The following is a 25866-nucleotide window of genomic DNA, read 5'->3' on the forward strand; positions in this document are numbered from 1 at the left end:
AGAAGAAAAAAGCGTGGTTTTTCCTTCTTTGTGGTTATCAGCCGAAAATCAATAAATTGATTTTCCTGGTTTTTAATAAGGTGATCTCGGCTTGTCCGGTATCGGCATAAGGTTTGCGATCACTCTCACGCCGGATTCACCCGGCGTTTGACGTGTTGCTTAACGCTCAGCCCTTATTGTCCACTTTGGCACGGGCTTCGTCACGCAATTCTCGACGTAAAATTTTGCCGACGTTTGATTTCGGCAGTTCATCGCGGAATTCAACCAGTTTCGGGACTTTATAGCCCGTGAGCTGACGGCGGCAGAAAGTGACCAGCGCCTCTTCGGTGAGTGAAGCCTCTTTTTTCACCACAAAAATCTTCACCGCTTCGCCGCTGCTGCCGGACGGAACACCGACGGCAGCCACTTCCAGCACGCCCGGATGCTGCATCACCACATCTTCGATCTCGTTCGGATAAACGTTAAATCCGGAGACCAGAATCATATCTTTCTTACGATCGACAATGCGCAGGAAGCCTTCATCGTCCATGACTGCGATATCACCGGTGTGTAGCCAGCCGTCTTTGATGATTTCATCGGTCGCGTCCGGACGCTGCCAGTAGCCCAGCATCACCTGCGGCCCTTTCACGCACAGTTCACCCGGCTGATCCGGCGACACTTCGTTGTCGTCATCGTCCACCAGTTTGGCTTCGGTCGATGGCACTGGCAGGCCGATGCTGCCGCTGTGATAATCAATATCGTGCGGGTTAACGCTGACCAGCGGCGCGCATTCGGTCAGGCCATACCCTTCAAGCAGATACTGTCCTGTCAGTTTTACCCAGCGTTCTGCCACCGCCTGTTGCACTGGCATGCCGCCGCCCGCAGAAAGATGCAACGAAGAGAAATCCAGTTGCTGGAACTCTTTATTGTTCAGCAAGGCGTTAAACAAAGTGTTCACGCCGGTCATCGCGGTAAACGGATACTTCGCCAGCTCTTTAACCAGCCCCGGAATGTCGCGCGGGTTGGTGATCAGCAGGTTCTGCCCTCCCAGCTCGATAAAAAGCAGGCAGTTCATGGTCAGGGCAAAAATGTGGTACAGCGGCAACGCGGTCACCACCAGTTCTTTACCCGGATGCAAAAGCGGTCCGTAAGTGGCTTTCACCTGCTCCAGGTTAGCCAGCATATTGCGGTGCGTCAGCATCGCCCCTTTCGCCACTCCGGTCGTTCCGCCGGTGTACTGTAAAAACGCCAGGTCCTCAGAAACCACTTCCGGTTTAACATACTGCATACGGTACCCGGCGTGCAGCGCACTGCGAAAAGAGATCGCATCCGGCAGATGATATTTCGGTACCAGTCGTTTGATGTACTTCACTACGAAGTTCACCAGCGTGCCTTTAGCCGTGGAAAGCTGATCGCCCATACGGGTCAGAATGACGTGCTTCACGCTGGTTTTGTCTACCACCTTTTCCAGGGTATGGGCAAAGTTGGAGACAATTACAATCGCCGCCGCGCCGCTGTCGTTTAACTGATGCTCCAGTTCACGCGGGGTATAAAGCGGGTTGACGTTCACCACAATCATCCCGGCACGCAAAATGCCAAACAGCGCCACCGGATATTGCAGCAGGTTTGGCATCATCAGCGCGACGCGATCGCCCTTTTTCAGTCCCAGCCCCTGTTGCAGGTAAGCTGAGAAGGCGCGGCTACGCTCCTCCAGCTTGCGGAAGGTCATTACCTCCCCCATGTTCATAAACGCGGGCTGATCGGCATAACGCGCGACAGCATGTTCAAACAGTTCCACCAGGGATTGATAACGGTCAGGATTGATCTCCGCAGGCACATCTGCGGGGTAACGGTTTAACCAAACCTTCTTCACTGCATCACCTCTAAAATGAGTGTTCGTCGTCATCTCAACCCCAGATAATAAACAAGTCGTTAACATAATATTAACTCAGCGTACCAGTTTATTAATTACTCAACTGAAAGGTTGCGAAGCGCGTCACTATTTATTTTTGTTATGACGTTAATAAAACAGAAACAGCGGACCAGCCGCTGTTTCTTTTACTGATAATACAACGCATTACTCTGTGACGATCGTTTGAACCTGTGCAGGACCAGGGTTGTACCATCCCCAACCGCCATAGCCATACGGCCAGCCTCTCCCGCCGTAGAACCACGGGTCGATCGGTTGTGGTGGCATCACCACCTGCTGAGCAAGCCGCCAGCGTTTGTAGCCCGTCACGTCCATGGTCATGAATTTGTACGGCGTGCTACCCACTTTACCTTCAACGGTACCCGTAATCGGCCCAACGACGGTCACCAGTTGCCCCCGGAAATCAACCGGGTCGAGGAAGCCATTCACATTGGCGTATATACGACCACGCGACGGTTCGCCCAGAATCGGTCGCGCCCCGCTATCGAGCGGAACAGTGGCAATTTCCAGACGGGTTTTTCCCTGCTGGTTTTGAATCTCCACCACTTTACCGCCAAAGCGCGCTTCCTGTCCGACATACAGCTGCGGGGCATTCATCACCCGCACCAGATCGTCCTGCGGCGTGGGGCTGGAGCCCTTAATCGCCTCCGGAACCGTGACGCACCCGCTTAACATGAGGGCGATGGCGCCCGCGAGCAGGCCTTTCACAACTTGTTTTTGAACCGCCATACTGCGACTCCTTTTCTCAAACGGCTAACCCGATGTTTTACGGGTCATACTACTGAGATTCACTCTTTTCCGGGAAGTTTCTTCCAGGCCACGTTGTTACGTAAATAAACCGGTTCCGCGTGTTCGACCGCCACGGTTTTACCGTCAGCCAACATCTGGCAGGCGATCGGCAACATATCTTCCGCGGCGGGCAGCAGGACGTCACCGTCGCGCAGCGCCAGTCCGCTCTCTTTGCCAAGTTCAGGCCAGGCAGGCCAGCCCGTCCCGACAGTCACCCATTCGCCGGAAAGCTGTTGTAAGCGCTCGGTGACCTGCTCAGGCTTCAACACGGCCTCGGTTTCTTCACCGTGCCAGACGCCCTTTTCATCACGCTGATACTCGGCCCAGTAGACCTCGCCCATTCGCGCATCAATGGCCGCCAGAACGCGAGTCGCGCCGGTTTTACGCCATGCGCCCTGCGCCATTGTCGCCAGCGTGGAGACGCCAATCATCGGCAGGTCAGCACCTAACGCCAGCCCCTGGGCGATGCCAATTCCGATGCGCACGCCAGTAAAACTGCCCGGCCCGCGCCCGTAGGCCAGCGCATTGAGTTCAGTCAGAGAGGTGCCGTTAGCGGCAAGGATATCCTGCACCATCGGCAGGATGCGTTGAGTATGTTCTCGTGGGCAAAGCTCAAAATGAGCAGAGTGAGTACCGTCGTTCCACAGCGCCACAGAACAGGCTTCTGTGGCGGTATCGATAGCCAGAATTCGCATGAGTCTTCGTGCTTAGATCAATAAAATGGCCCGCATCTTACCATACTCCGTAACAAATTACTCGGAGGATGGTATTGCGAGGAATCGCACAGCACGGGCGATATCCCGGGTGCGCGGCGCCGGCGGCAGGCTGGCAAGAAACGTCGCGCCGTAAGGTCGCATCACCAGTCGATTGTCACAAATCACCAACACGCCACGGTCATCGGCATCACGGATCAAACGACCGACGCCCTGCTTCAGCGTAATCACCGCGTCGGGCAGTTGCACCTCATCAAACGGATCGCCGCCACGTAAACGACAGTCTTCCATCCGTGCCTTCAGTAGCGGATCGTCTGGCGATGTAAACGGCAGTTTGTCGATGATCACCAGCGACAGCGTATCGCCGCGCACGTCCACCCCTTCCCAGAAGCTGCTGGTCGCCACCAGCAACGCGTTACCCGCGCTGACGAACTGTTGCAGCAGTTGGCCTTTGCTGGTTTCACCCTGCAACAGCACCGGAAGCGTCATGGTAGCGCGGAACTGCTCCGCCAGATCGCGCATCATCGCATGCGAGGTACAGAGCATAAAGCAGCGCCCGTTGTTCGCTTCGATGATCGGTCTTAACATTGCCGCCAGCTGTCGCGCCGCGCCCGGTTGATTGGTTTGTGGCAGATTACGCGGCACACAGAGCAGGGCTTGGCGGGTGTAATCAAACGGACTCGGCAACAGCATTGATTCCGCTTCTTCAATCCCCAGACGCGCCGTAAAGTGATGCAGGTCATCATTCACCGACAGCGTTGCCGAGGTGAAAATCCAGCTTCCTGGCTTCTGCGCCATCACCTCTTTGAACTTGTCCGCCACCGTCAGCGGGGTCAGCGCGAGGGTAAAATTGCGCGAGGTACATTCGTACCAGTAGCTATAACCGGGCTGGTTGATCTCTTTCAACCGTTTGAGACGTGCGCGATACAACGTAGCGCGCTCAAACGCGGCATCAAGCAACGCCGAACGTCCAAGGGACAATTTCGCCACGTCGTAACACAGCTCCAGCGTATCATCGAGCAGTAAAAACGCGCGCTGCACCCGCTGATCGGCCAGCAGTTCACGCAGGTTGCCGCGATATCCCGGCTCACCCAGTTGCAAGCGGAAATCCTGCGCGCTTTGCGCCAGACGGTCGGCGCATTTCTGTAACTGCTGGGTGTCTTTCAGCTCGGTACGATAGGCAATGGTGATGTCCTTCGCCAAATCCATTAGCTGACGACTGGAGAGCGACTGGCCAAAATACTGGCTGGCGATGTCCGGTAGCTGATGAGCTTCATCGAAAATCATCACCTCCGCCTCCGGGATCAGCTCACCGAAACCGCTCTCTTTGACCACCATATCGGCCAGAAACAGGTGATGGTTCACCACTACCACGTCCGCGTCCATCGCCTTTTTACGTGCTTTCACCACAAAACAGTCTTTATACAGCGGGCAGTCGCTGCCGAGGCAGTTGTCGTTGGTGCTAGTGACCAGCGGCCAGGCCTGAGAATCCTCGGCTACGCTGACACAGGTACTGATGTCGCCATCTTCGGTCTGATTCGACCACGAGCGCAGCAGGATCACATCGCTTAAGGTCTGAACAGGCAGATCGCCACCCGCCAGCGCCTGCTGTTCAAGGCGCTCCAGGCATAAATAGTTTGAACGTCCTTTCAACAGGGCCAGCCTTCCGGTGTACTTCAGCGCTTTAGCCACCGTTGGCAGATCGCGGCTGTATAGCTGATCCTGCAACGCCTTCGAACCGGTCGAGATAATCACTTTCTTTTTTGCGCGCAGCGCCGGTGCCAGATAGGCGTAGGTTTTCCCTGTCCCCGTTCCGGCTTCTACCACCAGAGGCTGTGATTTTTGGATGGACTGAGCGACGGCCATCGCCATCTGCCGCTGTGGTTCGCGCGGTTTGAAACCCGGTATCGCTTTAGCCAGTTGACCTTCTGGTGCAAAATCGTCCGTCACACTACCCCCTGTTGATTTGAACAGGGATTATGTCAGGCCGCAGCGGCTTACGCCAGTTGAAGAGGTGACGCCGCCCTGACAATATGGCAGTCTTGCCATTTTATGCAGAACGTAAAAAAGGAAGGCTTTATGACTATCATCCGTATTGATGCCGAAGATCGTTGGTCTGACGTGGTGATCCACAACAACACGCTCTACTACACTGGCGTACCAGCAAACCTTGATGCCGATGCCTTCGAGCAGACCGCCAACACGCTGGCACAGATTGACGCCGCGCTGGAACAGCAAGGCAGCAACAAGTCACGCATTCTTGATGCCACCATTTTCCTTGCCGATAAGCATGATTTCGCAGCGATGAACAAAGCCTGGGACGCCTGGGTTGTGGCCGGTCATGCGCCGGTACGCTGCACGGTTCAGGCTGGATTAATGAACCCGAAATATAAAGTTGAGATTAAAATCGTCGCCGCGGTGTAAGCCGGGGCTACTCGTCTTCGTCTTCAAAACGCGCCACAATCCGCTCACCGGTATGGGTGGCGCGCAGCTCTTCGGCCACCAGCGCAATCGCCTGACCGCTGCTCATACCCTGTGACATCAGTTCCTGAATACGCTCAACCGCTTTCTGTTGCTGTTCGTGACTGAGTGAAGGTAAACCTGCAAACATCGTTAACTCCTGCTAAATTGTCTGCGCTAATTATTTCATGCAACCCGGAACATAGCCAGTACAGTCAGGATCAATGAAGACGTTATCTCCCGCTATTATCACGCTCCCCTGGCGTCAGGACGCCGCCGAACAGTATTTCGCGCCAATAAGCCATCTGCCGTGGGCGATGCTGCTGCATTCCGGTCACGCGGATCACCCACATAGCCGTTTTGACATTGTGGTAGCCGATCCGCTTTGCACCGTGAAAACGCACGGCGAAACCACGCAGATTCGCGATGCGCAAGGCTGTCGTCTTACTCATGACGATCCGCTGGCCGTACTGCAAAGCACACTGACCGCGCTGAATCTTCAGCCGCCAGTGAACGCCGATTTACCGTTCCAGGGTGGCGCACTGGGGTTATTTGGCTACGATCTGGGACGCCGCTTCGAATCTTTGCCCAGCCATGCCCGGCAGGATATCGCGCTGGCGGACATGGCGATAGGCCTCTACGACTGGGCGCTGATTGTCGATCATCAGTGCCAGACCGTGAGCTTACTCAGCCACACGGACGCCCACGCCAGACTCGCCTGGCTGGAAAGCCAGCAACCTCCTGCGCATGTGCCGTTCAGGTTAACCACCGACTGGCAATCGAACATGACGCGTGAGCAATACGGCGAAAAATTCCGCCAGGTGCAGGCGTATCTGCACAGTGGCGACTGCTATCAGGTCAATCTGGCCCAGCGTTTTCAGGCGTCTTATCAGGGCGATGAGTGGCTGGCCTTCGCGCGGCTCAATCAGGCGAACCGCGCCCCGTTCAGCGCGTTTTTACGCCTGGATGACGGCGCCATTCTGAGCCTGTCGCCTGAACGGTTTATTCTTCTGGCTGATGGCGACATTCAGACCCGCCCCATTAAGGGCACCCTGCCGCGATTGCCGCAGGAAGAGGCAGACCGGAAACAGGCGCAGAAACTGGCGAACTCAGCAAAGGATCGGGCGGAAAACGTAATGATTGTCGATCTGATGCGCAACGACATTGGTCGCGTGGCGGTACCGGGTTCGGTGAAGGTGCCGGAACTGTTCGTGGTTGAACCCTTCCCGGCGGTGCATCATCTGGTCAGCACCGTGACCGCGCGGTTACCCCCCACACGGCATGCCAGTGACCTGCTCCGCGCCGCGTTTCCGGGCGGCTCGATTACCGGGGCACCGAAAGTGCGCGCCATGGAAATTATTGATGAGCTGGAACCCCACCGCCGTAACGCCTGGTGCGGCAGCATCGGTTATCTGAGCGTCTGCGGCAATATGGATACCAGCATTACCATCCGCACCCTGACCGCCGTGAACGGTCAACTGTACTGTTCCGCTGGCGGCGGTATTGTCGCCGATAGCGAGGAACAGGCGGAATATCAGGAAACCTTTGATAAAGTGAATCGTATCCTGCAACAACTGGAGAACTGAGACATGGAGAACAAGAGCCTGACGCTGGATGATTTTCTATCGCGCTTCCAACTTTTGCGCCCGCAGATTAATCGCGAGTCGCTGAACCTGCGCCAGGCCGCCGTGCTCATTCCTGTGGTTCGCCGCCCCCAGCCAGGGCTGCTGTTGACCCAGCGTTCGGTGCATTTACGCAAACACGCCGGGCAGGTGGCCTTCCCCGGCGGCGCGGTTGACAGCACCGACGCCTCTCTCATTGCCGCCGCGCTGCGTGAAGCCGAAGAAGAAGTGGCAATCCCGCCAGAAGCCGTTGATGTGATCGGCGTGCTGCCGCCGGTGGACAGCGTGACCGGCTTCCAGGTCACGCCAGTAGTGGGCATTATTCCGCCTAATCTGCCTTACCGCGCCAGCGAAGACGAGGTTTCCGCCGTCTTTGAAATGCCGCTGGCGCAGGCGCTGCATTTAGGCCGCTATCACCCGCTGGATGTCTGGCGTCGCGGGGATTCGCATCGCGTGTGGCTTTCCTGGTATGAGCATTATTTCGTCTGGGGAATGACCGCCGGAATTATTCGTGAACTGGCGCTACAAATTGGTGTGAAGCCCTGACTATACTTATCTTTACGCGCAGAAGACACAACCTGAAACTCCCGTCACAACATTAGTAAAAACGCAGTTACCCATTAGTTTAATTCATGTGAATAGTTAAGCCGATCCCCGCGTTCCCTCTTACACTATGCGCAGTTATTACATCGTTTCTGGAAGTTTCCAGTCACCCTGTCAGGAGTATTATCGTGATTAGTCTATTCGACATGTTTAAGGTGGGGATTGGTCCCTCATCTTCCCATACTGTAGGGCCTATGAAGGCGGGTAAACAGTTCGTCGATGACCTGGTCGAAAAAGGATTACTGGATAGCGTTACTCGTGTTGCCGTCGACGTGTATGGTTCACTGTCGCTCACGGGTAAAGGTCACCACACCGATATCGCCATTATTATGGGTCTGGCAGGCAATGAGCCAGCCACCGTGGATATTGATAGTATCCCAGGTTTCATCCGCGACGTAGAGGCGCGCGGTCGCCTGCTGCTGGCGCACGGTCAGCACGAAGTGGATTTCCCCCAAAACGACGGCATGCGTTTTCATAACGGCAACCTGCCGCTGCACGAAAACGGCATGCAGATCCATGCGTATAACGGCGATGTCGTCGTTTACAGCAAAACCTACTACTCCATCGGCGGCGGTTTTATCGTCGATGAAGAGCACTTTGGTCAGGATGCGGCAAATGAGGTAAGCGTTCCTTATCCGTTCAAATCTGCAACCGAGTTGCTGGAGTACTGCAACAACACTGGCCTGTCCCTTTCCGGACTGGCGATGCAGAACGAACTGGCCTTGCACGACAAAAAAGAGATTGAAGAATACTTCGGTCATGTCTGGCAGACCATGCAAGCCTGTATCGATCGCGGTATGAATACCGAAGGCGTATTGCCGGGTCCACTGCGCGTTCCGCGTCGCGCCTCTGCGTTGCGTCGGATGTTGGTTTCCAGCGATAAACTCTCTAACGACCCGATGAATGTGATCGACTGGGTGAACATGTTCGCCCTCGCGGTCAACGAAGAGAACGCGGCAGGCGGTCGGGTGGTCACCGCGCCAACCAATGGCGCGTGCGGTATCGTGCCAGCCGTTCTGGCCTACTACGATCACTTTATTGAGTCCGTCAGCCCCGATATTTATACCCGCTACTTCCTGGCGGCAGGCGCCATCGGCGCGTTGTATAAGATGAATGCCTCGATTTCGGGAGCGGAAGTCGGCTGTCAGGGCGAAGTGGGCGTGGCCTGCTCAATGGCGGCCGCCGGTCTTGCGGAACTGCTGGGCGCGAGCCCGGAGCAGGTGTGTGTCGCCGCTGAAATTGGCATGGAGCATAACCTGGGACTGACCTGCGACCCGGTTGCCGGTCAGGTGCAGGTACCGTGCATTGAACGTAATGCAATTGCCTCTGTAAAAGCGATCAATGCCGCACGGATGGCGATGCGTCGTACCAGCGCACCGCGCGTCTCACTGGATAAAGTCATCGAAACGATGTACGAAACCGGTAAGGATATGAACGCCAAATACCGCGAAACCTCACGCGGCGGCCTGGCGATTAAAGTTCAGTGTGACTAAACACCTCAGCAAGCAACACTAATACTTTTTCCTCGCCCATCTGCAACGGATGGGCGAAATTTTGCCCCCTTTCTCGTCTGCTCGCCAATTCCCCACTACACTTGCTCTGTTACGGTTGGCTTTTGTGGCTGACGGTTATCAGGCGGCCCGCATGCAGACAGCACAACGGATCATAAAAAAATATCGTCGTAAACGTTTTATCCTGTGCATACTTTGCGCGCTCATTACGCTCATCCTGACCCTGGGCGTCCGATTTATTTCACAGCGCAATTTAAATCACCACCACACCGTTACCTTTGCCTCCAGGGCGGTCGCCACGCTCGATGAAGTACTACGTCCGTTGCAGAATGGCCGCGATATCCTGTTACCACTGATTGGCCTTCCCTGCTCCGCTACGCATCTCCCGCTGCGCAAACAAGCTGCCAGACTGCAAACGGTACGCGCAATTGCCCTGGTCCAGCGCGGCATACTGTACTGTTCCAGCGTCTTTGGCTATCGCAATATCCCGGTTCATCAGCTTCAGCCCGACCTCCCTACCGCAAACGCGCAACTGCTGTTGTCCACCGATCCACTGCTGATTAAAGGCAGCCCGATTCTCGTCCAGTGGTACCCGGCCTCTCCCGACGGAAAGGACGGAATACTGGAGATTATCAATATCGACCTGCTTACCAGGCTGCTGCTGGAACCGCGTAAGCCGCAGATTACCGCTGCCAGCCTGACAGTCGGCAACCGACATTTAATTTACGGGAGCGGCGTAGTACAGCGCCTGCCTGCGCTCATCGATGAGCAACGCTATCAACTCACCTCACAGCACTATCCCTTTACTATTAGCGTGACCGGGCCAGCAGCAGAAGCGCTGGCGTTCAAAGCCCTGCCCGCGCAGCTGCCGCTGGCATTATTGCTCAGTCTGCTGGTGGGCTATCTGGCGTGGCTGGCCACCGCCAGTCGAATGAGTTTTTCCTGGGAGATTAACCTCGCGCTGGCACAGCGCGAATTTGAGCTTTTTTGCCAGCCGCTACTGAACGGGCGGACCGGACAGTGCATGGGAGTGGAGATCCTGCTGCGCTGGAATAATCCGCGTCAGGGGTGGATTTCACCGGACGTCTTTATCCCGATTGCCGAAGAGCATCACCAGATCGCACCGCTGACGCGTTATGTGCTAGCGGAAACCATTCGGCAACGTCATTTTTTCCCCATGAGCAGCCAGTTTCATATTGGTATTAATGTCGCTGCCAGCCATTTTCAGCAGGGGGAATTGCTAAAAGATCTCGATCAGTACTGGTTCAGTCAGCAGCCCATTCAGCAACTGGTGATAGAACTGACCGAGCGGGATGCGCTGCAGGATGTTGATTACCGAATCGTTCACGCGTTGCAACGGCAAAACATCAAGCTGGCGATCGATGATTTTGGAACCGGCAACAGTTCGTTGTCATGGCTGGAAAAGTTGCACCCTGACATTCTGAAAATTGATAAGTCCTTTACCCATGCGATTGGTACTGATGCGGTCAATTCAACGGTGACCGACATCATCATCGCCCTTGGGCAACGACTAAATATCGAACTGGTCGCGGAGGGAGTTGAAACGCAGGAGCAGGCGCAGCATCTGCGTCGCCACGGTGTGGATTTACTGCAGGGATTTTTATTTGCGAAGCCGATGCCGCTGCGCGATTTTCCGCAGTGGCTGGCGGGCAGTAACCCGCCGCCGCCCAGGCATAACGGACGCATCGCGCCCGTTATGCCCCTGCGTTAGAGAGGATTATTCCTCTTCTTCTTGCGCAGGTTGTTCTTTAACAATTCGCACCAGATCCACGCGGTAGTCATTAGCGTCGACAATGGTAATGCTCAGCGGAGGAACCTCGATCACATCGCCCGTACGGGGAATGTGACCCTTAGCCGCAATCACCAGTCCCGCGACCGTGGCGATGTCTTCGTCTTCATCAACCAGGTTATCCACCGCCAGCGCCTGTTGCAGGGCATGCAGATCGGTGCCGCCTTTGACTAACCAGCCTTCGCCGTCAACGGTAATTTCCGGCGTTTCATCAGCATCCGGGAACTCACCGGCAATGGCTTCAAGGACATCCAGCGGCGTAACCAGCCCCTGCACCACGCCAAATTCGTTGGTGACGATAACAAAGCTACCGCGTGCACGACGCAGGACACCCAACAGGTTGATAGGGTCCAGCGTTTCCGGCACCACGATAGCCGGTGTAGCCGACGCAATAGCCGCGACGTCAACGCCCTCTTCCAGCGCCACCAGCAGCTCTTTCGCCCGCACGATACCGATGATCTCATCCAGTTCGCCACGACACACCGGGAACAGGCTGTGCGGCGAGGAGAGCAACTGCTCGCGGATCTCATCAACGCTCAGATTAGCATCCACCCAGCTGATTTCACCGCGCGGAGTCATGATGCCGCGCAGCGAGCGCTGTGCCAGCGTCAGCACGCCGTTAATCATATAGCGTTCTTCTTCCGCAAATGCTCCTTCCGGGATCGGAACGGCGGCCTGGCTGTCGGATTCATGCGCTACTGCCGCCTGACGTTTACCCCCCATCAGACGCAGGATCGCGTCAGCCGTGCGCGCACGCAGCGGCAGTGTTGACTGATGGCGAATAAAGTTGCGACGCGCAATCTGGTTAAACACTTCGATAATGATCGAGAAGCCAATTGCGGCGTACAGGTAGCCTTTCGGAATATGGAAACCAAAACCTTCGGCGACCAGGCTCAGACCAATCATCAGCAGGAAGCTCAGACAGAGCACCACCACCGTCGGATGTTGGTTGACGAAACGCGTCAGCGGCTTGGACGCCAGCAGCATCACCGCCATCGCGATCACAACCGCCGCCATCATCACAGGCAGATGGTTCACCATACCGACGGCAGTAATCACCGCATCCAGCGAGAATACCGCATCCAGGATAACGATCTGCGTCACGACCACCCAGAAACTGGCATAACCTTTACCATGCCCGGAATCGTGTTCGCGGTTTTCCAGCCGTTCATGAAGTTCCGTCGTGGCTTTAAACAACAGGAAGATACCCCCCAGCAGCATGATCAGATCGCGACCGGAGAAGGTGAAGTCCATGACGGTGAACAGCGGTTGGGTCAGGGTGACCATCCACGAAATAATAGACAGCAAGGCCAGACGCATCACGAGCGCCAGGGATAAACCAATCAGACGCGCTTTGTCACGCTGCTTCGGCGGCAGCTTATCCGCAAGAATCGCAATAAAAACCAGGTTATCGATACCCAAGACAATTTCCAGGACGACAAGCGTGAGCAAACCCGCCCAAATCGAGGGGTCCATTAAGAATTCCATGACAAGCTCCTGCTTAAGGAATGGTTAACAGGCGATAAAACACAGTGCAGATAAAACGTGTGGCAAGACATGCCAGACTGGCAGGCGCGATGCGGCCTGAAAGTGAAATGACGTCGGTGACGATCCATACAGCGGGCTAGTGCCCTATACTCCTGGTTAGTTAAACAGAACGTAAACATAACAGAGGCAACCTGTTTTTGGCAAAGATTTACCTTCCTTTGCAAAGTGTTGTAACAGGGATATTTTACTCTACGAAATTTCTCATTGCCGAAAACTAAATTACGGATCTTCATCACATAAAATATTTTTTTCGATATCTAAAATAATTCACGGACATCATATGTTTTTCATTGTAACCCTTATCTGAATCGATTCTGTTGCGGACGGCGATTCAAATACATCTCTCACGTTGATGTGTTAACGATAATAAAGGAGGTAGCAAGTGACCATTGCTATTGTTATAGGCACACATGGTTGGGCTGCAGAGCAGTTACTCAAGACAGCAGAAATGCTGTTAGGCGAGCAGGAAAACGTCGGCTGGATCGATTTCGTGCCCGGCGAAAATGCCGAAACGCTGATTGAAAAGTACAACGCTCAGTTGGCAAAACTCGATACCAGTAACGGCGTGCTGTTTCTCGTCGATACATGGGGAGGCAGTCCGTTCAACGCTGCCAGCCGCATTGTCGTCGACAAAGAACAGTATGAAGTGATTGCCGGGGTGAACATCCCTATGCTGGTCGAAACGCTGATGGCGCGTGACGACAACCCAAGCTTCGATGAACTGGTCGCGCTGGCAGTTGAAACCGGTCGCGAAGGCGTGAAAGCGCTGAAAGCGAAACCGGTGGAAAAAGCCGCCCCTGCCCCCGTCGCAACGGCCCCCAAAGCCGCGGCTCCGGCAAAACCAATGGGACCGAACGATTATATGCAAATCGGTCTTGCCCGTATTGATGACCGTTTGATCCATGGTCAGGTGGCTACCCGCTGGACCAAAGAAACCAACGTGACCCGCATTATCGTAGTCAGCGATGAAGTGGCGGCAGACACCGTGCGTAAAACGCTGTTGACGCAGGTGGCGCCTCCTGGCGTGACCGCTCACGTGGTGGATGTTGCCAAGATGATTCGCGTTTACAACAACCCGAAATACGCGGGCGAACGTGTAATGCTGCTGTTCACCAATCCGACCGATGTTGAACGCATTGTCGAAGGCGGCGTAAAAATCACCTCCGTAAACATTGGCGGCATGGCTTTCCGTCAGGGTAAAACGCAGGTCAACAACGCCATCTCTGTCGATGAGAAAGACATCGAAGCCTTTAACAAACTTAATGCCCGCGGTATTGAGCTTGAGGCGCGTAAAGTGTCAACCGATCAGAAACTGAAAATGATGGATTTGATTGCCAAAGTGGGCAAGTAACCCCTGGCATTGAATGAGCTTTCACACTTAAGGCTGTTATAGCAATAGGAGAAGTACAATGGAGATTACCACTCTTCAGATTGTGCTGGTGTTCATCGTCGCATGTATCGCGGGTATGGAGTCGGTACTCGATGAATTTCAGTTCCACCGCCCACTGGTGGCCTGTACGCTGATTGGTGCCGTTCTCGGGGATATGAAAACCGGTATTATCATCGGTGGTACCCTGGAAATGATCGCCCTTGGCTGGATGAACATCGGTGCTGCCGTTGCACCTGATGCCGCACTGGCGTCCATTATCTCTACCGTTCTGGTTATTGCGGGTCACCAAAGCATCGGTGCCGGTATCGCGCTGGCGATTCCGCTGGCTGCAGCAGGCCAGGTTCTGACGATCATCGTTCGTACTATCACCGTGGCATTCCAGCACGCGGCGGATAAAGCGGCGGAAAACGGTAACCTGACAGCGCTCTCCTGGCTGCATGTCTCTTCCCTGTTCCTGCAGGCGATGCGTATCGCTATCCCGGCGGTTATCGTTGCGATTTCCGTAGGCACCAGCGAAGTTCAGGGCATGCTGAATGCGATTCCGGAAGTGGTGACTGGCGGTCTGAACATCGCCGGTGGCATGATCGTTGTGGTCGGTTACGCGATGGTTATCAACATGATGCGTGCAGGCTACCTGATGCCGTTCTTCTACCTCGGCTTCGTGACTGCGGCATTTACTAACTTCAACCTGGTTGCTCTGGGTGTGATTGGTGCGGTCATGGCCATCCTCTACATCCAACTGAGCCCGAAATATAACCGCGTGGCGGGTGCACCAGCACAGGCTGCGGGTGACAACTCCCTCGATAACGAACTGGACTAGCAGGTGAGCGAAATGGTTGATATGACTAAAACTACCACTGAGAAAAAACTCACACAGAGTGACATTCGTGGCGTGTTCATTCGTTCTAACCTGTTTCAGGGTTCATGGAACTTCGAACGTATGCAGGCGCTGGGTTTCTGCTTCTCCATGGTACCGGCTATCCGTCGCCTGTATCCAGAGAACAACGATGCGCGTAAGCAAGCCATCAAGCGTCACCTGGAATTCTTTAACACCCATCCGTATGTAGCCGCGCCGGTGCTCGGCGTAACGCTGGCGATGGAAGAACAGCGTGCTAACGGCGCAGAAATTGACGATGGTGCCATTAACGGTATCAAAGTCGGTCTGATGGGCCCGTTGGCAGGCGTGGGCGACCCGATTTTCTGGGGTACTGTGCGTCCGGTATTCGCCGCGTTAGGTGCGGGTATCGCGATGAGCGGCAGCCTGCTCGGTCCCTTGCTGTTCTTCATTCTGTTCAACGCAGTCCGTCTGCTGACCCGTTACTACGGTGTCGCCTACGGTTATCGCAAAGGTGTCGATATCGTTAAAGATATGGGCGGCGGCTTCCTGCAGAAACTGACTGAGGGGGCGTCAATCCTCGGCCTGTTTGTCATGGGGGCGTTGGTGAACAAGTGGACGCATGTGAACATCCCACTGGTGGTTTCAACTATCACCGGTCAGGATGGGCAGACACGTGTTACCACCGTACAGACCATTCTCGACCAGTTGATGCCGGGTCTGGTTCCGCTGCTGCTGACCTTCGCCTGTATGTGGCTGCTGCGTAAGAAAGTCAACCCGCTGTGGATTATCGTTGGCTTCTTTGTCATCGGTATCGCGGGTTATGCGCTCGGCCTGTTGGGTCTGTAAGACTGTAGTACACTACCGGGGCCTATAAGGCCCCTTTTTTTATCTGGAGGAACAAGGATCAATGACTATCACGGACCTGGTGCTGGTTTTCTTTATTGCCGCGTTACTGGCTTATGCCATTTACGATCAGTTCATCATGCCACGCCGCAATGGCCCGACTTTGCTTGCTATTCCCCTGCTGCGCCGAAGCCGCGTCGACAGCATCATCTTCATTGGCCTCATCGCAATTCTTATCTACAACAATGTCACCAGCCATGGGGCAATCATCACCACCTGGTTATTATGTGCTCTGGCCTTAATGGGGTTTTATATTTTCTGGATCCGGGTCCCTAAGATCCTCTTCAAACAGGATGGATTTTTCTTCGCCAACGTCTGGATAGAATATAACCGCATTAAAGCGATGAATTTATCGGAAGATGGTGTTCTGGTGATGCAATTAGAGCAACGGCGTCTGCTTATTCGTGTACGGAATATCGACGATCTGGAAAAGATATATAAACTTCTCGTTTCCTCTCAGTAAGTTAGAGGTATAGCCTGGGCTTTATTTTTCGCAATTTACTTGCAGTTAAAAACATAGCTAAGGCTATAATACGACAGCGCAAATGTTATTTATTTTAACGTTCTATCTACCAATAAACCCAAATGAAAATCGTTTTCAATTAGAGATCAAATAATATTTCTCCGTTGTTGTTTTATATTCTCAAAATATGTTAAGGTTGCGCCGTCATTTGGGGAGTAGCCGATTTCCAGACTCCGGAAATGTACGTGTCAACATACTCGTTGCAAAACGTGGCACGTACGGACTGAAATCTCTTTCAGTCAGGCGAGACCATAGGCACATCAACTGCTATGCATACTGTATGAACCCCGGGTTCAGGTGTGCATGTTTACTGGGGGCAGTGGTGTGTTTTATGGAAACCCCGGTCAGGACGCTGTCATGAATATCACCGCCACTATTATTCTCGCTTTTGGCATGTCGATGGATGCTTTTGCCGCATCAATTGGCAAAGGCGCGACCCTGCATAAACCCAAATTCTCTGAAGCCCTGCGTACCGGTTTAATCTTCGGCGCAGTTGAAACATTAACGCCGCTGATCGGTTGGGCGCTCGGTATGTTAGCCAGCAAATTCGTGCTGGAATGGAATCACTGGATTGCTTTCATCCTGCTGGTCTTTCTGGGCGGACGAATGATCATTGAGGGATTTCGCGGCGCGGATAATGAAGATGATGAACCACTGCGCCGTCACGGTTTCTGGTTACTGGTCACCACCGCTATCGCCACTAGCCTCGACGCTATGGCGGTCGGCGTGGGTCTGGCGTTCTTACAGGTCAATATTATCGCGACGGCACTGGCTATTGGCTGTGCCACGCTTATCATGTCCACACTGGGGATGATGGTTGGTCGCTTCATTGGCCCGCTGCTTGGCAAACGGGCTGAAATTCTGGGCGGGGTGGTACTGATCGGTATCGGCGTCCAGATCCTCTGGACGCACTTTCACGGTTAATCCGCACGCTGCCAGAGGTGAAGACGAAAATCTGTCTGGCAGTTAAACACTTCTGTACTCGCCAGACGTTCCCAGACCTCCGGCTTTGCCCGCCAGGCAAAAGGCGTCATCTGCAATAGCGCTACCGCTTCCTTTCCGTTCAGGCGCATCGGATACGCCAGTGCGATATCCTCCAGCAGGGTGAACCCTTCCAGTTGCTCAGCATGCGGCGCATGGAGTCGGACCTCATCGTAAATCAACCCTTTCAGCTCCATTAAATGGCGCGGTCCCGGCGTTGCCGTCATCACCCACCCCTGCGGTTTGACCACGCGCGCCAGCTCTTGCGCTTTACACGGCGCGTAAATCCGCACAATGGCGTCCTGGCTTGCATCTGCAAACGGCAAACGATGGCTTGAGGCGACGCAGAATGTTACCTGCGGATAGCGTCTGGCCGCCGCTTTAATAGCCACTTTCGCCACGTCCAGTCCATAGGTGGTCGCCGTCGGCAACGCATCGGCAAAGGCATGAGTGTAATACCCTTCCCCACAGCCGATATCAAGAATCGAGGTTGCCGACGCGTCGAGACGCGCGGAAAGCTGCTCAACAATAGCATCACGCAAGGGTTGATAATGTCCGGCATCCAGAAACGCACGCCGTGCCTGCATCATCTCCGCGCTGTCGCCCGGATCGCGTGAACGCTTATGCTGTACCGGCAACAGGTTAACGTATCCCTCTTTTGCCACATCAAACTGATGCCGCTGCGGACAGATAAAACTGTTATTAACGTGCGCAAGGGGCTGGTGACAAAGTGGACAGGAAAACGACATAACAACTCCGGCAGGTAAATTCAGGGCGCAAGTGTAACGCGATTTACGCCCCGGGAGAATCACTTAGCGCGTGGAGTGTGTCGGCGAATTGCTCTGCATCACCAGCAAATGGCTGGAGTCGGCGGGCATCCCATCCGGTTTGACGTTTTCCAGTCGCAGCACATCGCCCATTATCTGGCTGAAAACCGGTGCCGACACCGCGCCACCGTAATAGGCCCCGTTCTGCGGATCGTTGATCACTACCACCAGCGCAAACTTCGGGTTGCTTGCCGGTGCCACCCCTGCGGTGTAAGCCACATATTTATCAATGTATTTACCGTCAGCGCCGATCTTCTTCGCCGTCCCGGTTTTAACCGCCACGCGATAATCCCGGACCGCCGCCTTCGTCCCACCGCCCCCCGGCAGGGCGACGCTTTCCATCATGTGCGCCACCTGTCTGACCAGCGCTTCCGACATGACACGCTTGCCGATAACGGGCGGGTCGATGCGCGTGATAGAGAGTGGTCGGTACAGGCCAAAACTGCCAATCGTGGCATAGACGTGCGCCAGTTGCAGCGGCGTCACCATCAGGCCGTAGCCAAAGGCAAAGGTCGCGCGATCCAGATCGCTCCAGTAACGACGTTGCGGCATCACCCCCTGGCTCTCACCGGTGAGTCCCAGCCCCGTGGGTTGACCAAAACCAAAGCGGCGATAGGTATCGACGACACGCTGGACGGGCATTGCTAATGAAAGATGCGAAACCCCGGTGTCACTCGATTTTTGCAAAATGCCGGTCAGCGTCAGTTCCGGATAAAAGCCCACATCGCGAATCCGATGCCCGTCGAGGTAAAACGGATGCGTGTCGATCACGCTATCAGGCTGGACAATCCCTTGCTCAAGCGCCGTCATGATAACCAGCGGTTTCACCGTCGAGCCCGGCTCGAAAGTATCGCTAATCGCACGATTGCGAAAATCATCAAGCACCGCACCATCACGATTGTTGGGGTTAAAATCGGGGAAGCTGGCCATCGCCAGGATCTCACCGGTGGCAATGTTCACCAGCACGGCGGCGCCGGATTCCGCTTTGTTCCAGCTAACCGCATTGTCCAGCGCATCCTCGGTGACGGTCTGCAGCCGCTCATCAATGCTGAGTTGTAGTTCATGCGCCGGCACAGGATTAACTTCCGTGATGTTTTCAATCACGTGACCGAATTTATCTTTGCGGACCAGGCGGCAGCCCGGCTTTCCGATTAACTGTGCGTTAAAACTTTTCTCAACCCCTTCAATGCCCTGCCCGTCGATATTGGTGAAACCAATCAGATTCGCCGCGACATGTCCTGCCGGATAAAAGCGCCGGGACTCTTCGCGCAAATTGATGCCGGGCAGGTTCAGCTTATCGATCCACTGCGCCTGTTGAGGAGAGACCTGACGCGCAAGATAGATAAACCTTGCCGACGGATCGTGGTTAACGCGCGCCGCCAGGTTCGTGAGTGAAAGATGTAGCGTGTTGGCCAGCGCCTGCCAGCGTTCGTTGTCGCCTACGCCTCCTTTGCTCAATAACGTGTGGGGGTCAGCCCACACCGCATTCACCGGTACGCTGACCGCCAATGGTCGCCCCTGCCGATCGGTGATCATTCCACGCGGCGATGCCGTGGTGACTTCACGCAATGAGCGCATATCTTCTTGTTTGACCAGACGGTCGGGTTCAACAATCTGCAACCAGGCAACGCGCCCTAGCAACAGTCCCAGGCTCAGCAATATGGCGATACAAAGCAGCGCAAAACGCAGCGGTGTGAAACTTCGCACCGTACCATCATTTTTCTTTTTCACCTGTTCTCCGGCAAACATGATATTCAGGTGACTGATTTAACGGGAATAACGGCGGGAAAGCGGTGAAAACTATGCTAATAACATCACGGCTTTGCAACAAAGCGCTAACGGAGGAGGCATTCAGACATACTTTGAAGGAAGATGAATGAAAAAGCCCCGCATCAGCGAGGCTTTAAATCTGAGGTTGATGCGCAGATGCGCTTCAAATCAGTGGTGTCGATCAGATAGCTGTTACGTTAACAGCAGCCGGACCTTTCTGGCCGTCCTGAATTTCGAACTCAACGTTCTGGCCTTCAGCCAGAGTTTTGAAGCCATTACCCTGGATAGCGGAGAAGTGTACGAACACGTCTTTGCTGCCATCAGCCGGAGTAATAAAGCCAAAACCTTTAGACTCGTTGAACCACTTAACTTGACCTTTAATCTTTGCCATTTGCAAAATTCCTTAGAGTGTTTTCTTCGCCCGCAGGCATAACATAGATAAAACTGAGACATTACTGCTTGAGGCACTAATATAAGGCTCGGCAGAGAAGCGGTATTCAACGACAACGTGTTTACTCAGGACTTCTTTACTGAAAATGCCACACATAAACAGAACTGTACCTCGTTTAACCCAAAACGTGTTATCACATACAACGTTAATTATGGCAAGCCATTTTTAAACGTGTCTCGATCGGTCGCACAAATCTCGCCAGTCGATACAGAGTATCTGCACAGTTATGCGTCAATCCTCAAGCCGATATATTCCCGCGCGCTCGCTGAGTCCTTACCAGACCCGCAGCGCGGCGGGATCTTTTCAACCATAGCTCAATAACTTCGCGACTTCCAGATCGTTGCGATGTCAAAACGTAGCAATCTGCGGTTATCACAAATTCTGCTTTGTTATGCATAATTTGTTTCAACGCAAAATGGCCCGATATCATAATAACGCCACATTTCGCTCCATCTTGATATCTACTGTTCTTATGCACTCATTTAATGAAAGAATGATGACAATGCACAAAAATAGGGAAAGAAACGTTTCGCTTATTATAAAGCCGATCATTCTCACAAAACGGGGAAGATCACATTATTAACGTATGGAAAAATATAACTACGTGTGTGCTGGCAATAACTCGCACAATGACACAAAAAGGAACGGATATAGCGAAGCGGCATGCGACTGCACTAATAGGGTGCAGGATAACAAACCAGGAAGGAAAGACTGGCGAGACGCCAGCCCCTTCGCTTCCTGTTACACGAGGATTAACGTTCTGCGACCAGACGGATGATATCCTCATCCTCTTGCGGGTCATTAGCCTTAGGCGATGCCTCTGCCACTTTTTCCGGCTCGTTCGCTTCACAGAGACGACGCAATAGTGCATTTTGTCGCTTCTGCTGGTCTAACAACGCTTCAAGCAGCTCAATCTGCTCATTGGTTCGCGAGCTCGCACGGTTGATAAAGAACCACAGCACCAGCCCAACAACCAGAACCCCCACCGATACAATCAACGACGCAAAATTAAGCACGCCGGAATTCAGGACTTCGTTCATTTCACCACCTCAATGTAGACGCGCCATTTTACCACCGCGCCACAGGAAGGAAATCAACGGATGAAAAAATGATCTCACCATGGGATAAATTTATTGATGGCGCAAATTCCGCTGAAAAATTGTACATCCTGGTCACACATGATGTTGAACACCTGGGCCCACAGCAGCAGACACACAAGCACTACCACCACCAGAATTATCCATCGAAACTTTTTCACTCCACTCTCCGCATCAACATCTTATGCCACCAAATTATCATGCGTATCTTAAACCAGGACTAACTACAGCAGACATTCGCGATTTTTTAAGAATCATTTACTTGTATCAATGAGCGTAAGCGCTAAGCTCAATCTAACTTATAGAAGAAAAGAGGTCATAATGCGTTTGATTATTCGCGCTATCGTGTTGTTTGCGCTTGTATGGATTGGATTATTACTCAGTGGGTATGGTGTGCTGATAGGCAGTCAGGAGAATGCTGCCGGGCTGGGGTTGCAATGCAAGTATCTCACCGCGCGAGGAACCGCCACCGCGCAATATGTTCATACCGATAGCGGTATCATCGGATTAACGGATTGTCCGATATTGCGTAAGAGTACCGTGGTCGTCGATAACGGTTAATATCCCGTCGTCGTGAGTCGCGCCTGGCGTATTGCTTAAGCAAAATATCACAAGATTAAAGCGGCCGGCGAAAATGCCGGCCGTTTCTTGACTATCGACAGCATGACATCGTCAGAACGGATAATCGTTGTAACCCATCTGCTCAGAGATTTTACGCGCCGCGGTATGCAGCATTGAAACGTAGTCATGCAATTTTTCTTCAGAAAAACGCAGCGTGGGGAAGGAGATACTCAGCCCCGCAATCACGACGCCGAAACGATCGAATACCGGTACGCCAATGCAGCGTAAACCTTCTTCTTGTTCTTCGTTATCTTCGCCATAACCCTGTTCGCGGACTTTATCCAGCACCGGCAGCAATGCTTCCGTGGTGGTGATAGTGCGCCCGGTACTGCGCTTGTACTCAACGCCGTCCAGAATCTGCTTCACTTCGTCACGATCGCGCCAGGCCAGCAGCACTTTACCAATCGCGGTGCTGTAAAGCGGGTTGCGGCGACCCACACGCGAATACATGCGCAGGTTGTACATCGAATCAATCTTATGAATGTAGACGATGCTGTCTTCGTCCAGCGCGCCGAGGTGCACCGTCTCTTTCGTCAGACGAGAGAGTTCACGCATCTGGATGTCCGCACTGCGGATAAGGTCAACATTCTGTAGCGCGCGAGCGCCCAGTTCAAACAGTTTCAGCGTCAGAGAATACTTCTCGGATTCACCTTCCTGTGACACATATCCCAGTGTTTTCATGGTCTGTAAAAAGCGATAAACGGTGCTTTTTGACATCATGACGCGTTGTGATAACTCGGTAATCCCTATTTCGCGCTCTTCACCCAGCGCCTGCAGAATGCCAAAAACCTTCAGCACGGAAGATACAGAATCAGGCTGTTTATCCAGATCTGCGTTAGCCATCTATCACCTCATTACGAGTGTTTTATAAAAATCAGAACGATTTTTTATTATAATTTCATGGCCAGGCCCCCGCAATCCATCTTTGCTTACTTCGTTACAAATCTGCGATATAAAGCCTGAATATCAATGCTAAAATCACTACCCTGATCATATTCTTCGCAAAAACTATCAATCACATGAATAAATCCCAGGCCGACGGCCTGCCGCTTCCACAGCGATATGGTGCTATTTTAACCATCGTTATTGGTATTTCGATGGCCGTACTGGACGGCGCCATTGCCAACGTGGCGCTCCCCACGATAGCCACTGACTTACACGCTTCAGCCGCCAGCTCAATATGGGTCGTCAACGCCTATCAGATCGCCATTGTCGTCTCGTTACTGTCGCTGTCGTTTCTCGGCGATATGTTTGGCTATCGACGCATCTACAAATGCGGACTAGTGGTTTTTCTGCTGGCCTCACTGTTTTGCGCTCTCGCGGACTCGCTACAAATGTTGACGATGGCGCGCGTCGTTCAGGGTTTCGGCGGCGCTGCGCTGATGAGCGTCAACACGGCGTTGATTCGTCTGATTTATCCTCAGCGCCATCTGGGTCGCGGGATGGGTATCAACTCCTTTATCGTTGCCGTCTCTGCGGCCGCAGGCCCAACCATCGCGGCCGCTATCCTCTCAATTGCCTCGTGGAAATGGCTGTTTCTGATCAATGTGCCGTTAGGGATTATTGCGTTGATCCTGGCAATGCGCTTTCTGCCGCCTAATGGCTCACGCAGCAATAAACCGCGTTTTGACCTCCCCAGCGCCGTGATGAATGCGCTGACGTTTGGTCTGTTGATCACCGCACTGAGTGGTTTTGCACAGGGACAACCCATGACGCTGATCGGGGCCGAAGTGGCGGCAATGATGGTTGTGGGCTATTTCTTTATCCGTCGTCAGCTTTCATTACCGGTACCATTATTGCCGGTCGACCTGCTGCGTATTCCTCTTTTTTCACTGTCGATTGGCACCTCAATCTGCTCTTTCTGCGCGCAGATGTTGGCGATGGTCTCCCTGCCCTTCTATCTGCAAACGGTACTGGGGCGGAGTGAAGTAGAAACCGGTTTGTTGCTCACCCCCTGGCCGCTGGCAACGATGGTCATGGCGCCGCTGGCCGGGTATCTGATTGAACGCGTCCATGCCGGTTTACTGGGCGCGCTGGGCCTGCTGGTGATGGCAAGTGGACTGTTTGCCCTGGTATTACTTCCTGCCGTGCCGTCCGATCTGAATATCATCTGGCCGATGATTCTCTGCGGCGCCGGGTTTGGTTTATTTCAATCCCCCAATAACCACACGATCATCACCTCTGCGCCACGTGAACGCAGCGGCGGCGCCAGCGGCATGCTGGGCACCGCCCGTCTGTTAGGACAAAGCTCAGGTGCGGCGTTGGTTGCGCTGTTGTTGAACCAGTTCGGAGATAACGGCACGCATGTTTCTTTGCTGATGGCAGGGATTCTGGCGACCGTGGCAGCGGTGGTGAGCGGTCTACGCATCACACAGCCCCGGGTACAGGCGTAAAAAAAAGCGCGTCCATGGACGCGCTTTCTCTTCTTACCGACAGGCTTACTTCAGGTATTCCCCACTGCGCAGCGCTTCGATACGTTTATCCAGCGGCGGGTGAGTCATAAACAGTTCGCTCAGCGATTTACCTTTACCATTGATACAGAAGGCCATCATGCTGGATGCTTCCTGCGGTTCGTAGCTGGTTTTCAGACGCTGCAGCGCAGCAATCATCTTTTCACGGCCGACCAGTTTGGCGGACCCCGCATCAGCGTGGAATTCACGGTGACGAGAGAACCACATGGTAATGATGCTCGCCAGAATACCGAACACCAGTTCCAGTACCATTGCGACCGCAAAGTAGATCATCGGGTTGCCATTGCTGCCTTCGCCTTCATCACGGTTACCACCGAGAAAACCAGCGGCGATCTGCGCCAGAATGCGCGAGATGAAGATAACAAAGGTGTTCACAACCCCCTGGATCAGCGTCATGGTAACCATGTCACCGTTCGCGATATGGCTAATTTCGTGAGCAATAACGGCTTCAGCTTCATCCGGGCTCATGTTTTGCAGCAGACCGGTACTGACCGCAACCAGAGAGGCATCACGGCGCGCCCCGGTGGCAAACGCGTTAATGTCCGGCGCATGGTAGATAGCGACCTGCGGCATGGCGATACCGGCCTGACGCGCCTGCGTGGCGACCGTATTCATCAACCAACGCTCTCTTTCGTTACGCGGTTGCTCGATCACTTCCCCACCGACGGAGCGTAAGGCCATCCACTTTGACATCAGCAGTGAAACGAAGGAACCACCGAAACCGAACAGCAGCGCCATAATCATCAGGCCCTGAACGCTGCTCGACTGAATCCCTGTCAGGCTCAGCACCAGCCCGAAAACGACCATGACGGCCAGGTTCGTCAACAGGAAAAGCGCGATTCGCATCATAATTTTCTTTTAACCTCAACTTAACAAAACGCACTATGCGATTACCCACATCGTATGGGTCGTACGGCTATTTTCAAGCATCAATGCCCGGTAAGTCACCAGAAAGACACAACTTTACATTTTTCTGCATCAGGCTGACGACTTCATGCGCTTGTTAAAAAAACAGGCACAATTTCTTGT

26 protein-coding genes are annotated in these 25866 nt (G+C 53.7%); 12 read left to right on the top strand and 14 right to left on the bottom strand.

The window, feature by feature from the left end:
• Positions 1-166: 166 nt before the first annotated feature.
• The 4 genes from fadD to AOY24_RS05440 all read right to left on the bottom strand — a co-directional run bounded on the left by fadD (position 167) and on the right by AOY24_RS05440 (position 5361).
• Complete coding sequence (gene fadD, locus AOY24_RS05425; RefSeq protein WP_061070023.1) at positions 167-1852, bottom strand: long-chain-fatty-acid--CoA ligase FadD; 1686 nt, start codon at positions 1850-1852, stop codon at positions 167-169.
• A gap of 204 nt (positions 1853-2056) precedes the next feature.
• A complete protein-coding gene (locus AOY24_RS05430; RefSeq protein WP_044264737.1) occupies positions 2057-2638 on the bottom strand; it encodes a Slp family lipoprotein in 582 nt (193 codons plus the stop codon).
• Between the two features lie 59 nt (positions 2639-2697).
• The gene (gene tsaB / locus AOY24_RS05435) at positions 2698-3393 is read right to left on the bottom strand and encodes a tRNA (adenosine(37)-N6)-threonylcarbamoyltransferase complex dimerization subunit type 1 TsaB (protein WP_044257648.1); all 696 of its coding nucleotides are present in this window, start codon (positions 3391-3393) and stop codon (positions 2698-2700) included.
• A 57-nt stretch (positions 3394-3450) separates the two neighbouring features.
• Positions 3451-5361 carry an ATP-dependent DNA helicase gene (locus AOY24_RS05440; RefSeq protein WP_044257647.1) on the bottom strand — a complete coding sequence of 637 codons (1911 nt, stop codon included), beginning with the start codon at positions 5359-5361 and terminating at the stop codon, positions 3451-3453.
• 129 nt (positions 5362-5490) lie between these two features.
• Between AOY24_RS05440 and AOY24_RS05445 the strand changes: the two genes are divergently transcribed.
• Positions 5491-5835, top strand: coding sequence for a RidA family protein (locus AOY24_RS05445; protein ID WP_043000414.1), 345 nt, complete (start codon positions 5491-5493; stop codon positions 5833-5835).
• Positions 5836-5842: 7 nt separating this feature from the next.
• Here AOY24_RS05445 and AOY24_RS05450 read toward each other — a convergent pair whose 3' ends face one another.
• Positions 5843-6022 (bottom strand): YoaH family protein, encoded by a 180-nt coding sequence (locus AOY24_RS05450; RefSeq protein ID WP_043000413.1) that lies wholly within the window; start codon positions 6020-6022, stop codon positions 5843-5845.
• Positions 6023-6095: 73 nt separating this feature from the next.
• Here AOY24_RS05450 and pabB point away from each other — a divergent pair, with 73 nt between their 5' ends.
• The 4 genes from pabB (at position 6096) to AOY24_RS05470 (ending at position 11339) form a co-directional block, all read left to right on the top strand.
• A complete protein-coding gene (gene pabB, locus AOY24_RS05455; RefSeq protein ID WP_054176282.1) occupies positions 6096-7457 on the top strand; it encodes an aminodeoxychorismate synthase component 1 in 1362 nt (453 codons plus the stop codon).
• 3 nt (positions 7458-7460) lie between these two features.
• Positions 7461-8039, top strand: coding sequence for a CoA pyrophosphatase (locus AOY24_RS05460; protein WP_043000411.1), 579 nt, complete (start codon positions 7461-7463; stop codon positions 8037-8039).
• A gap of 185 nt (positions 8040-8224) precedes the next feature.
• Positions 8225-9589: an L-serine ammonia-lyase gene (sdaA, locus tag AOY24_RS05465; RefSeq protein WP_044327141.1), complete on the top strand. Its 1365-nt coding sequence runs from the start codon at positions 8225-8227 to the stop codon at positions 9587-9589.
• A gap of 151 nt (positions 9590-9740) precedes the next feature.
• Positions 9741-11339 carry an EAL domain-containing protein gene (locus AOY24_RS05470; protein ID WP_054176283.1) on the top strand — a complete coding sequence of 533 codons (1599 nt, stop codon included), beginning with the start codon at positions 9741-9743 and terminating at the stop codon, positions 11337-11339.
• Positions 11340-11345: 6 nt separating this feature from the next.
• Here AOY24_RS05470 and yoaE read toward each other — a convergent pair whose 3' ends face one another.
• The gene (gene yoaE, locus AOY24_RS05475) at positions 11346-12905 is read right to left on the bottom strand and encodes a CNNM family cation transport protein YoaE (RefSeq protein ID WP_043000408.1); all 1560 of its coding nucleotides are present in this window, start codon (positions 12903-12905) and stop codon (positions 11346-11348) included.
• 442 nt (positions 12906-13347) lie between these two features.
• Between yoaE and manX the strand changes: the two genes are divergently transcribed.
• The 5 genes from manX (at position 13348) to mntP (ending at position 17543) form a co-directional block, all read left to right on the top strand.
• On the top strand, positions 13348-14316 hold the full coding sequence (manX, locus tag AOY24_RS05480; RefSeq protein ID WP_043000406.1) for a PTS mannose transporter subunit IIAB: 969 nt from the start codon (positions 13348-13350) through the stop codon (positions 14314-14316).
• Positions 14317-14374: 58 nt separating this feature from the next.
• Entirely contained in the window at positions 14375-15175 is an 801-nt protein-coding gene (locus tag AOY24_RS05485) for a PTS mannose/fructose/sorbose transporter subunit IIC (RefSeq protein WP_042318487.1), read from the top strand.
• A gap of 12 nt (positions 15176-15187) precedes the next feature.
• Entirely contained in the window at positions 15188-16039 is an 852-nt protein-coding gene (locus tag AOY24_RS05490) for a PTS mannose transporter subunit IID (protein ID WP_043000405.1), read from the top strand.
• A gap of 61 nt (positions 16040-16100) precedes the next feature.
• Positions 16101-16559: a DUF986 family protein gene (locus AOY24_RS05495; protein ID WP_043000404.1), complete on the top strand. Its 459-nt coding sequence runs from the start codon at positions 16101-16103 to the stop codon at positions 16557-16559.
• 417 nt (positions 16560-16976) lie between these two features.
• Positions 16977-17543, top strand: a complete 567-nt coding sequence (mntP, locus tag AOY24_RS05500) for a manganese efflux pump MntP (protein WP_043001909.1) — start codon at positions 16977-16979, stop codon at positions 17541-17543.
• Here the strand turns inward: mntP and rlmA are convergent.
• From rlmA to mgrB, 6 genes are all read right to left on the bottom strand, one after another.
• Positions 17540-18349 (bottom strand): 23S rRNA (guanine(745)-N(1))-methyltransferase, encoded by an 810-nt coding sequence (gene rlmA, locus AOY24_RS05505; protein WP_044326810.1) that lies wholly within the window; start codon positions 18347-18349, stop codon positions 17540-17542. The genes mntP and rlmA overlap by 4 nt on opposite strands.
• 63 nt (positions 18350-18412) lie before the next feature.
• Positions 18413-20158: a peptidoglycan glycosyltransferase FtsI gene (gene ftsI, locus AOY24_RS05510; protein ID WP_044264810.1), complete on the bottom strand. Its 1746-nt coding sequence runs from the start codon at positions 20156-20158 to the stop codon at positions 18413-18415.
• 220 nt (positions 20159-20378) lie between these two features.
• Entirely contained in the window at positions 20379-20588 is a 210-nt protein-coding gene (gene cspE / locus AOY24_RS05515) for a transcription antiterminator/RNA stability regulator CspE (protein WP_001062678.1), read from the bottom strand.
• A gap of 12 nt (positions 20589-20600) precedes the next feature.
• Entirely contained in the window at positions 20601-20744 is a 144-nt protein-coding gene (locus tag AOY24_RS23545) for a DUF2627 domain-containing protein (protein ID WP_043000402.1), read from the bottom strand.
• 656 nt (positions 20745-21400) lie between these two features.
• Positions 21401-21688, bottom strand: a complete 288-nt coding sequence (locus AOY24_RS05520) for a YebO family protein (protein ID WP_043000401.1) — start codon at positions 21686-21688, stop codon at positions 21401-21403.
• Between the two features lie 74 nt (positions 21689-21762).
• Positions 21763-21906, bottom strand: a complete 144-nt coding sequence (mgrB, locus tag AOY24_RS23555) for a PhoP/PhoQ regulator MgrB (RefSeq protein WP_042318479.1) — start codon at positions 21904-21906, stop codon at positions 21763-21765.
• A 160-nt stretch (positions 21907-22066) separates the two neighbouring features.
• Here mgrB and AOY24_RS05530 point away from each other — a divergent pair, with 160 nt between their 5' ends.
• Positions 22067-22306: a YobH family protein gene (locus tag AOY24_RS05530; protein WP_043001907.1), complete on the top strand. Its 240-nt coding sequence runs from the start codon at positions 22067-22069 to the stop codon at positions 22304-22306.
• Positions 22307-22417: 111 nt separating this feature from the next.
• Here AOY24_RS05530 and kdgR read toward each other — a convergent pair whose 3' ends face one another.
• Positions 22418-23209 carry a DNA-binding transcriptional regulator KdgR gene (kdgR, locus tag AOY24_RS05535; protein ID WP_043000400.1) on the bottom strand — a complete coding sequence of 264 codons (792 nt, stop codon included), beginning with the start codon at positions 23207-23209 and terminating at the stop codon, positions 22418-22420.
• 176 nt (positions 23210-23385) lie between these two features.
• Between kdgR and AOY24_RS05540 the strand changes: the two genes are divergently transcribed.
• Positions 23386-24759 carry an MFS transporter gene (locus tag AOY24_RS05540; RefSeq protein WP_043000399.1) on the top strand — a complete coding sequence of 458 codons (1374 nt, stop codon included), beginning with the start codon at positions 23386-23388 and terminating at the stop codon, positions 24757-24759.
• Positions 24760-24804: 45 nt separating this feature from the next.
• Here the strand turns inward: AOY24_RS05540 and htpX are convergent, their stop codons facing one another.
• Entirely contained in the window at positions 24805-25686 is an 882-nt protein-coding gene (htpX, locus tag AOY24_RS05545) for a protease HtpX (RefSeq protein WP_042318474.1), read from the bottom strand.
• Positions 25687-25866: the final 180 nt, after the last annotated feature.

Origin of the sequence: Citrobacter sp. CtB7.12 (genome assembly GCF_001297795.1) — a bacterium.
Taxonomy (GTDB): Bacteria; Pseudomonadota; Gammaproteobacteria; order Enterobacterales; family Enterobacteriaceae; genus Citrobacter_A; species Citrobacter_A amalonaticus.

Coding starts and splice junctions, on each gene's coding strand:
- cspE (WP_001062678.1), bottom strand. CDS start 20,588: ATGGCAAAGATTAAAGGTCAAGTTAAGTGGTTCAACGAGTCTAAAGGT.
- AOY24_RS23545 (WP_043000402.1), bottom strand. CDS start 20,744: ATGTGTGGCATTTTCAGTAAAGAAGTCCTGAGTAAACACGTTGTCGTT.
- AOY24_RS05495 (WP_043000404.1), top strand. CDS start 16,101: ATGACTATCACGGACCTGGTGCTGGTTTTCTTTATTGCCGCGTTACTG.
- AOY24_RS05485 (WP_042318487.1), top strand. CDS start 14,375: ATGGAGATTACCACTCTTCAGATTGTGCTGGTGTTCATCGTCGCATGT.
- rlmA (WP_044326810.1), bottom strand. CDS start 18,349: ATGTCGTTTTCCTGTCCACTTTGTCACCAGCCCCTTGCGCACGTTAAT.
- AOY24_RS05460 (WP_043000411.1), top strand. CDS start 7,461: ATGGAGAACAAGAGCCTGACGCTGGATGATTTTCTATCGCGCTTCCAA.
- AOY24_RS05430 (WP_044264737.1), bottom strand. CDS start 2,638: ATGGCGGTTCAAAAACAAGTTGTGAAAGGCCTGCTCGCGGGCGCCATC.
- AOY24_RS05530 (WP_043001907.1), top strand. CDS start 22,067: ATGCGTTTGATTATTCGCGCTATCGTGTTGTTTGCGCTTGTATGGATT.
- AOY24_RS05540 (WP_043000399.1), top strand. CDS start 23,386: ATGAATAAATCCCAGGCCGACGGCCTGCCGCTTCCACAGCGATATGGT.
- yoaE (WP_043000408.1), bottom strand. CDS start 12,905: ATGGAATTCTTAATGGACCCCTCGATTTGGGCGGGTTTGCTCACGCTT.
- AOY24_RS05470 (WP_054176283.1), top strand. CDS start 9,741: ATGCAGACAGCACAACGGATCATAAAAAAATATCGTCGTAAACGTTTT.
- htpX (WP_042318474.1), bottom strand. CDS start 25,686: ATGATGCGAATCGCGCTTTTCCTGTTGACGAACCTGGCCGTCATGGTC.
- AOY24_RS05520 (WP_043000401.1), bottom strand. CDS start 21,688: ATGAACGAAGTCCTGAATTCCGGCGTGCTTAATTTTGCGTCGTTGATT.
- AOY24_RS05490 (WP_043000405.1), top strand. CDS start 15,188: ATGGTTGATATGACTAAAACTACCACTGAGAAAAAACTCACACAGAGT.
- tsaB (WP_044257648.1), bottom strand. CDS start 3,393: ATGCGAATTCTGGCTATCGATACCGCCACAGAAGCCTGTTCTGTGGCG.
- mntP (WP_043001909.1), top strand. CDS start 16,977: ATGAATATCACCGCCACTATTATTCTCGCTTTTGGCATGTCGATGGAT.
- AOY24_RS05450 (WP_043000413.1), bottom strand. CDS start 6,022: ATGTTTGCAGGTTTACCTTCACTCAGTCACGAACAGCAACAGAAAGCG.
- AOY24_RS05445 (WP_043000414.1), top strand. CDS start 5,491: ATGACTATCATCCGTATTGATGCCGAAGATCGTTGGTCTGACGTGGTG.
- pabB (WP_054176282.1), top strand. CDS start 6,096: ATGAAGACGTTATCTCCCGCTATTATCACGCTCCCCTGGCGTCAGGAC.
- kdgR (WP_043000400.1), bottom strand. CDS start 23,209: ATGGCTAACGCAGATCTGGATAAACAGCCTGATTCTGTATCTTCCGTG.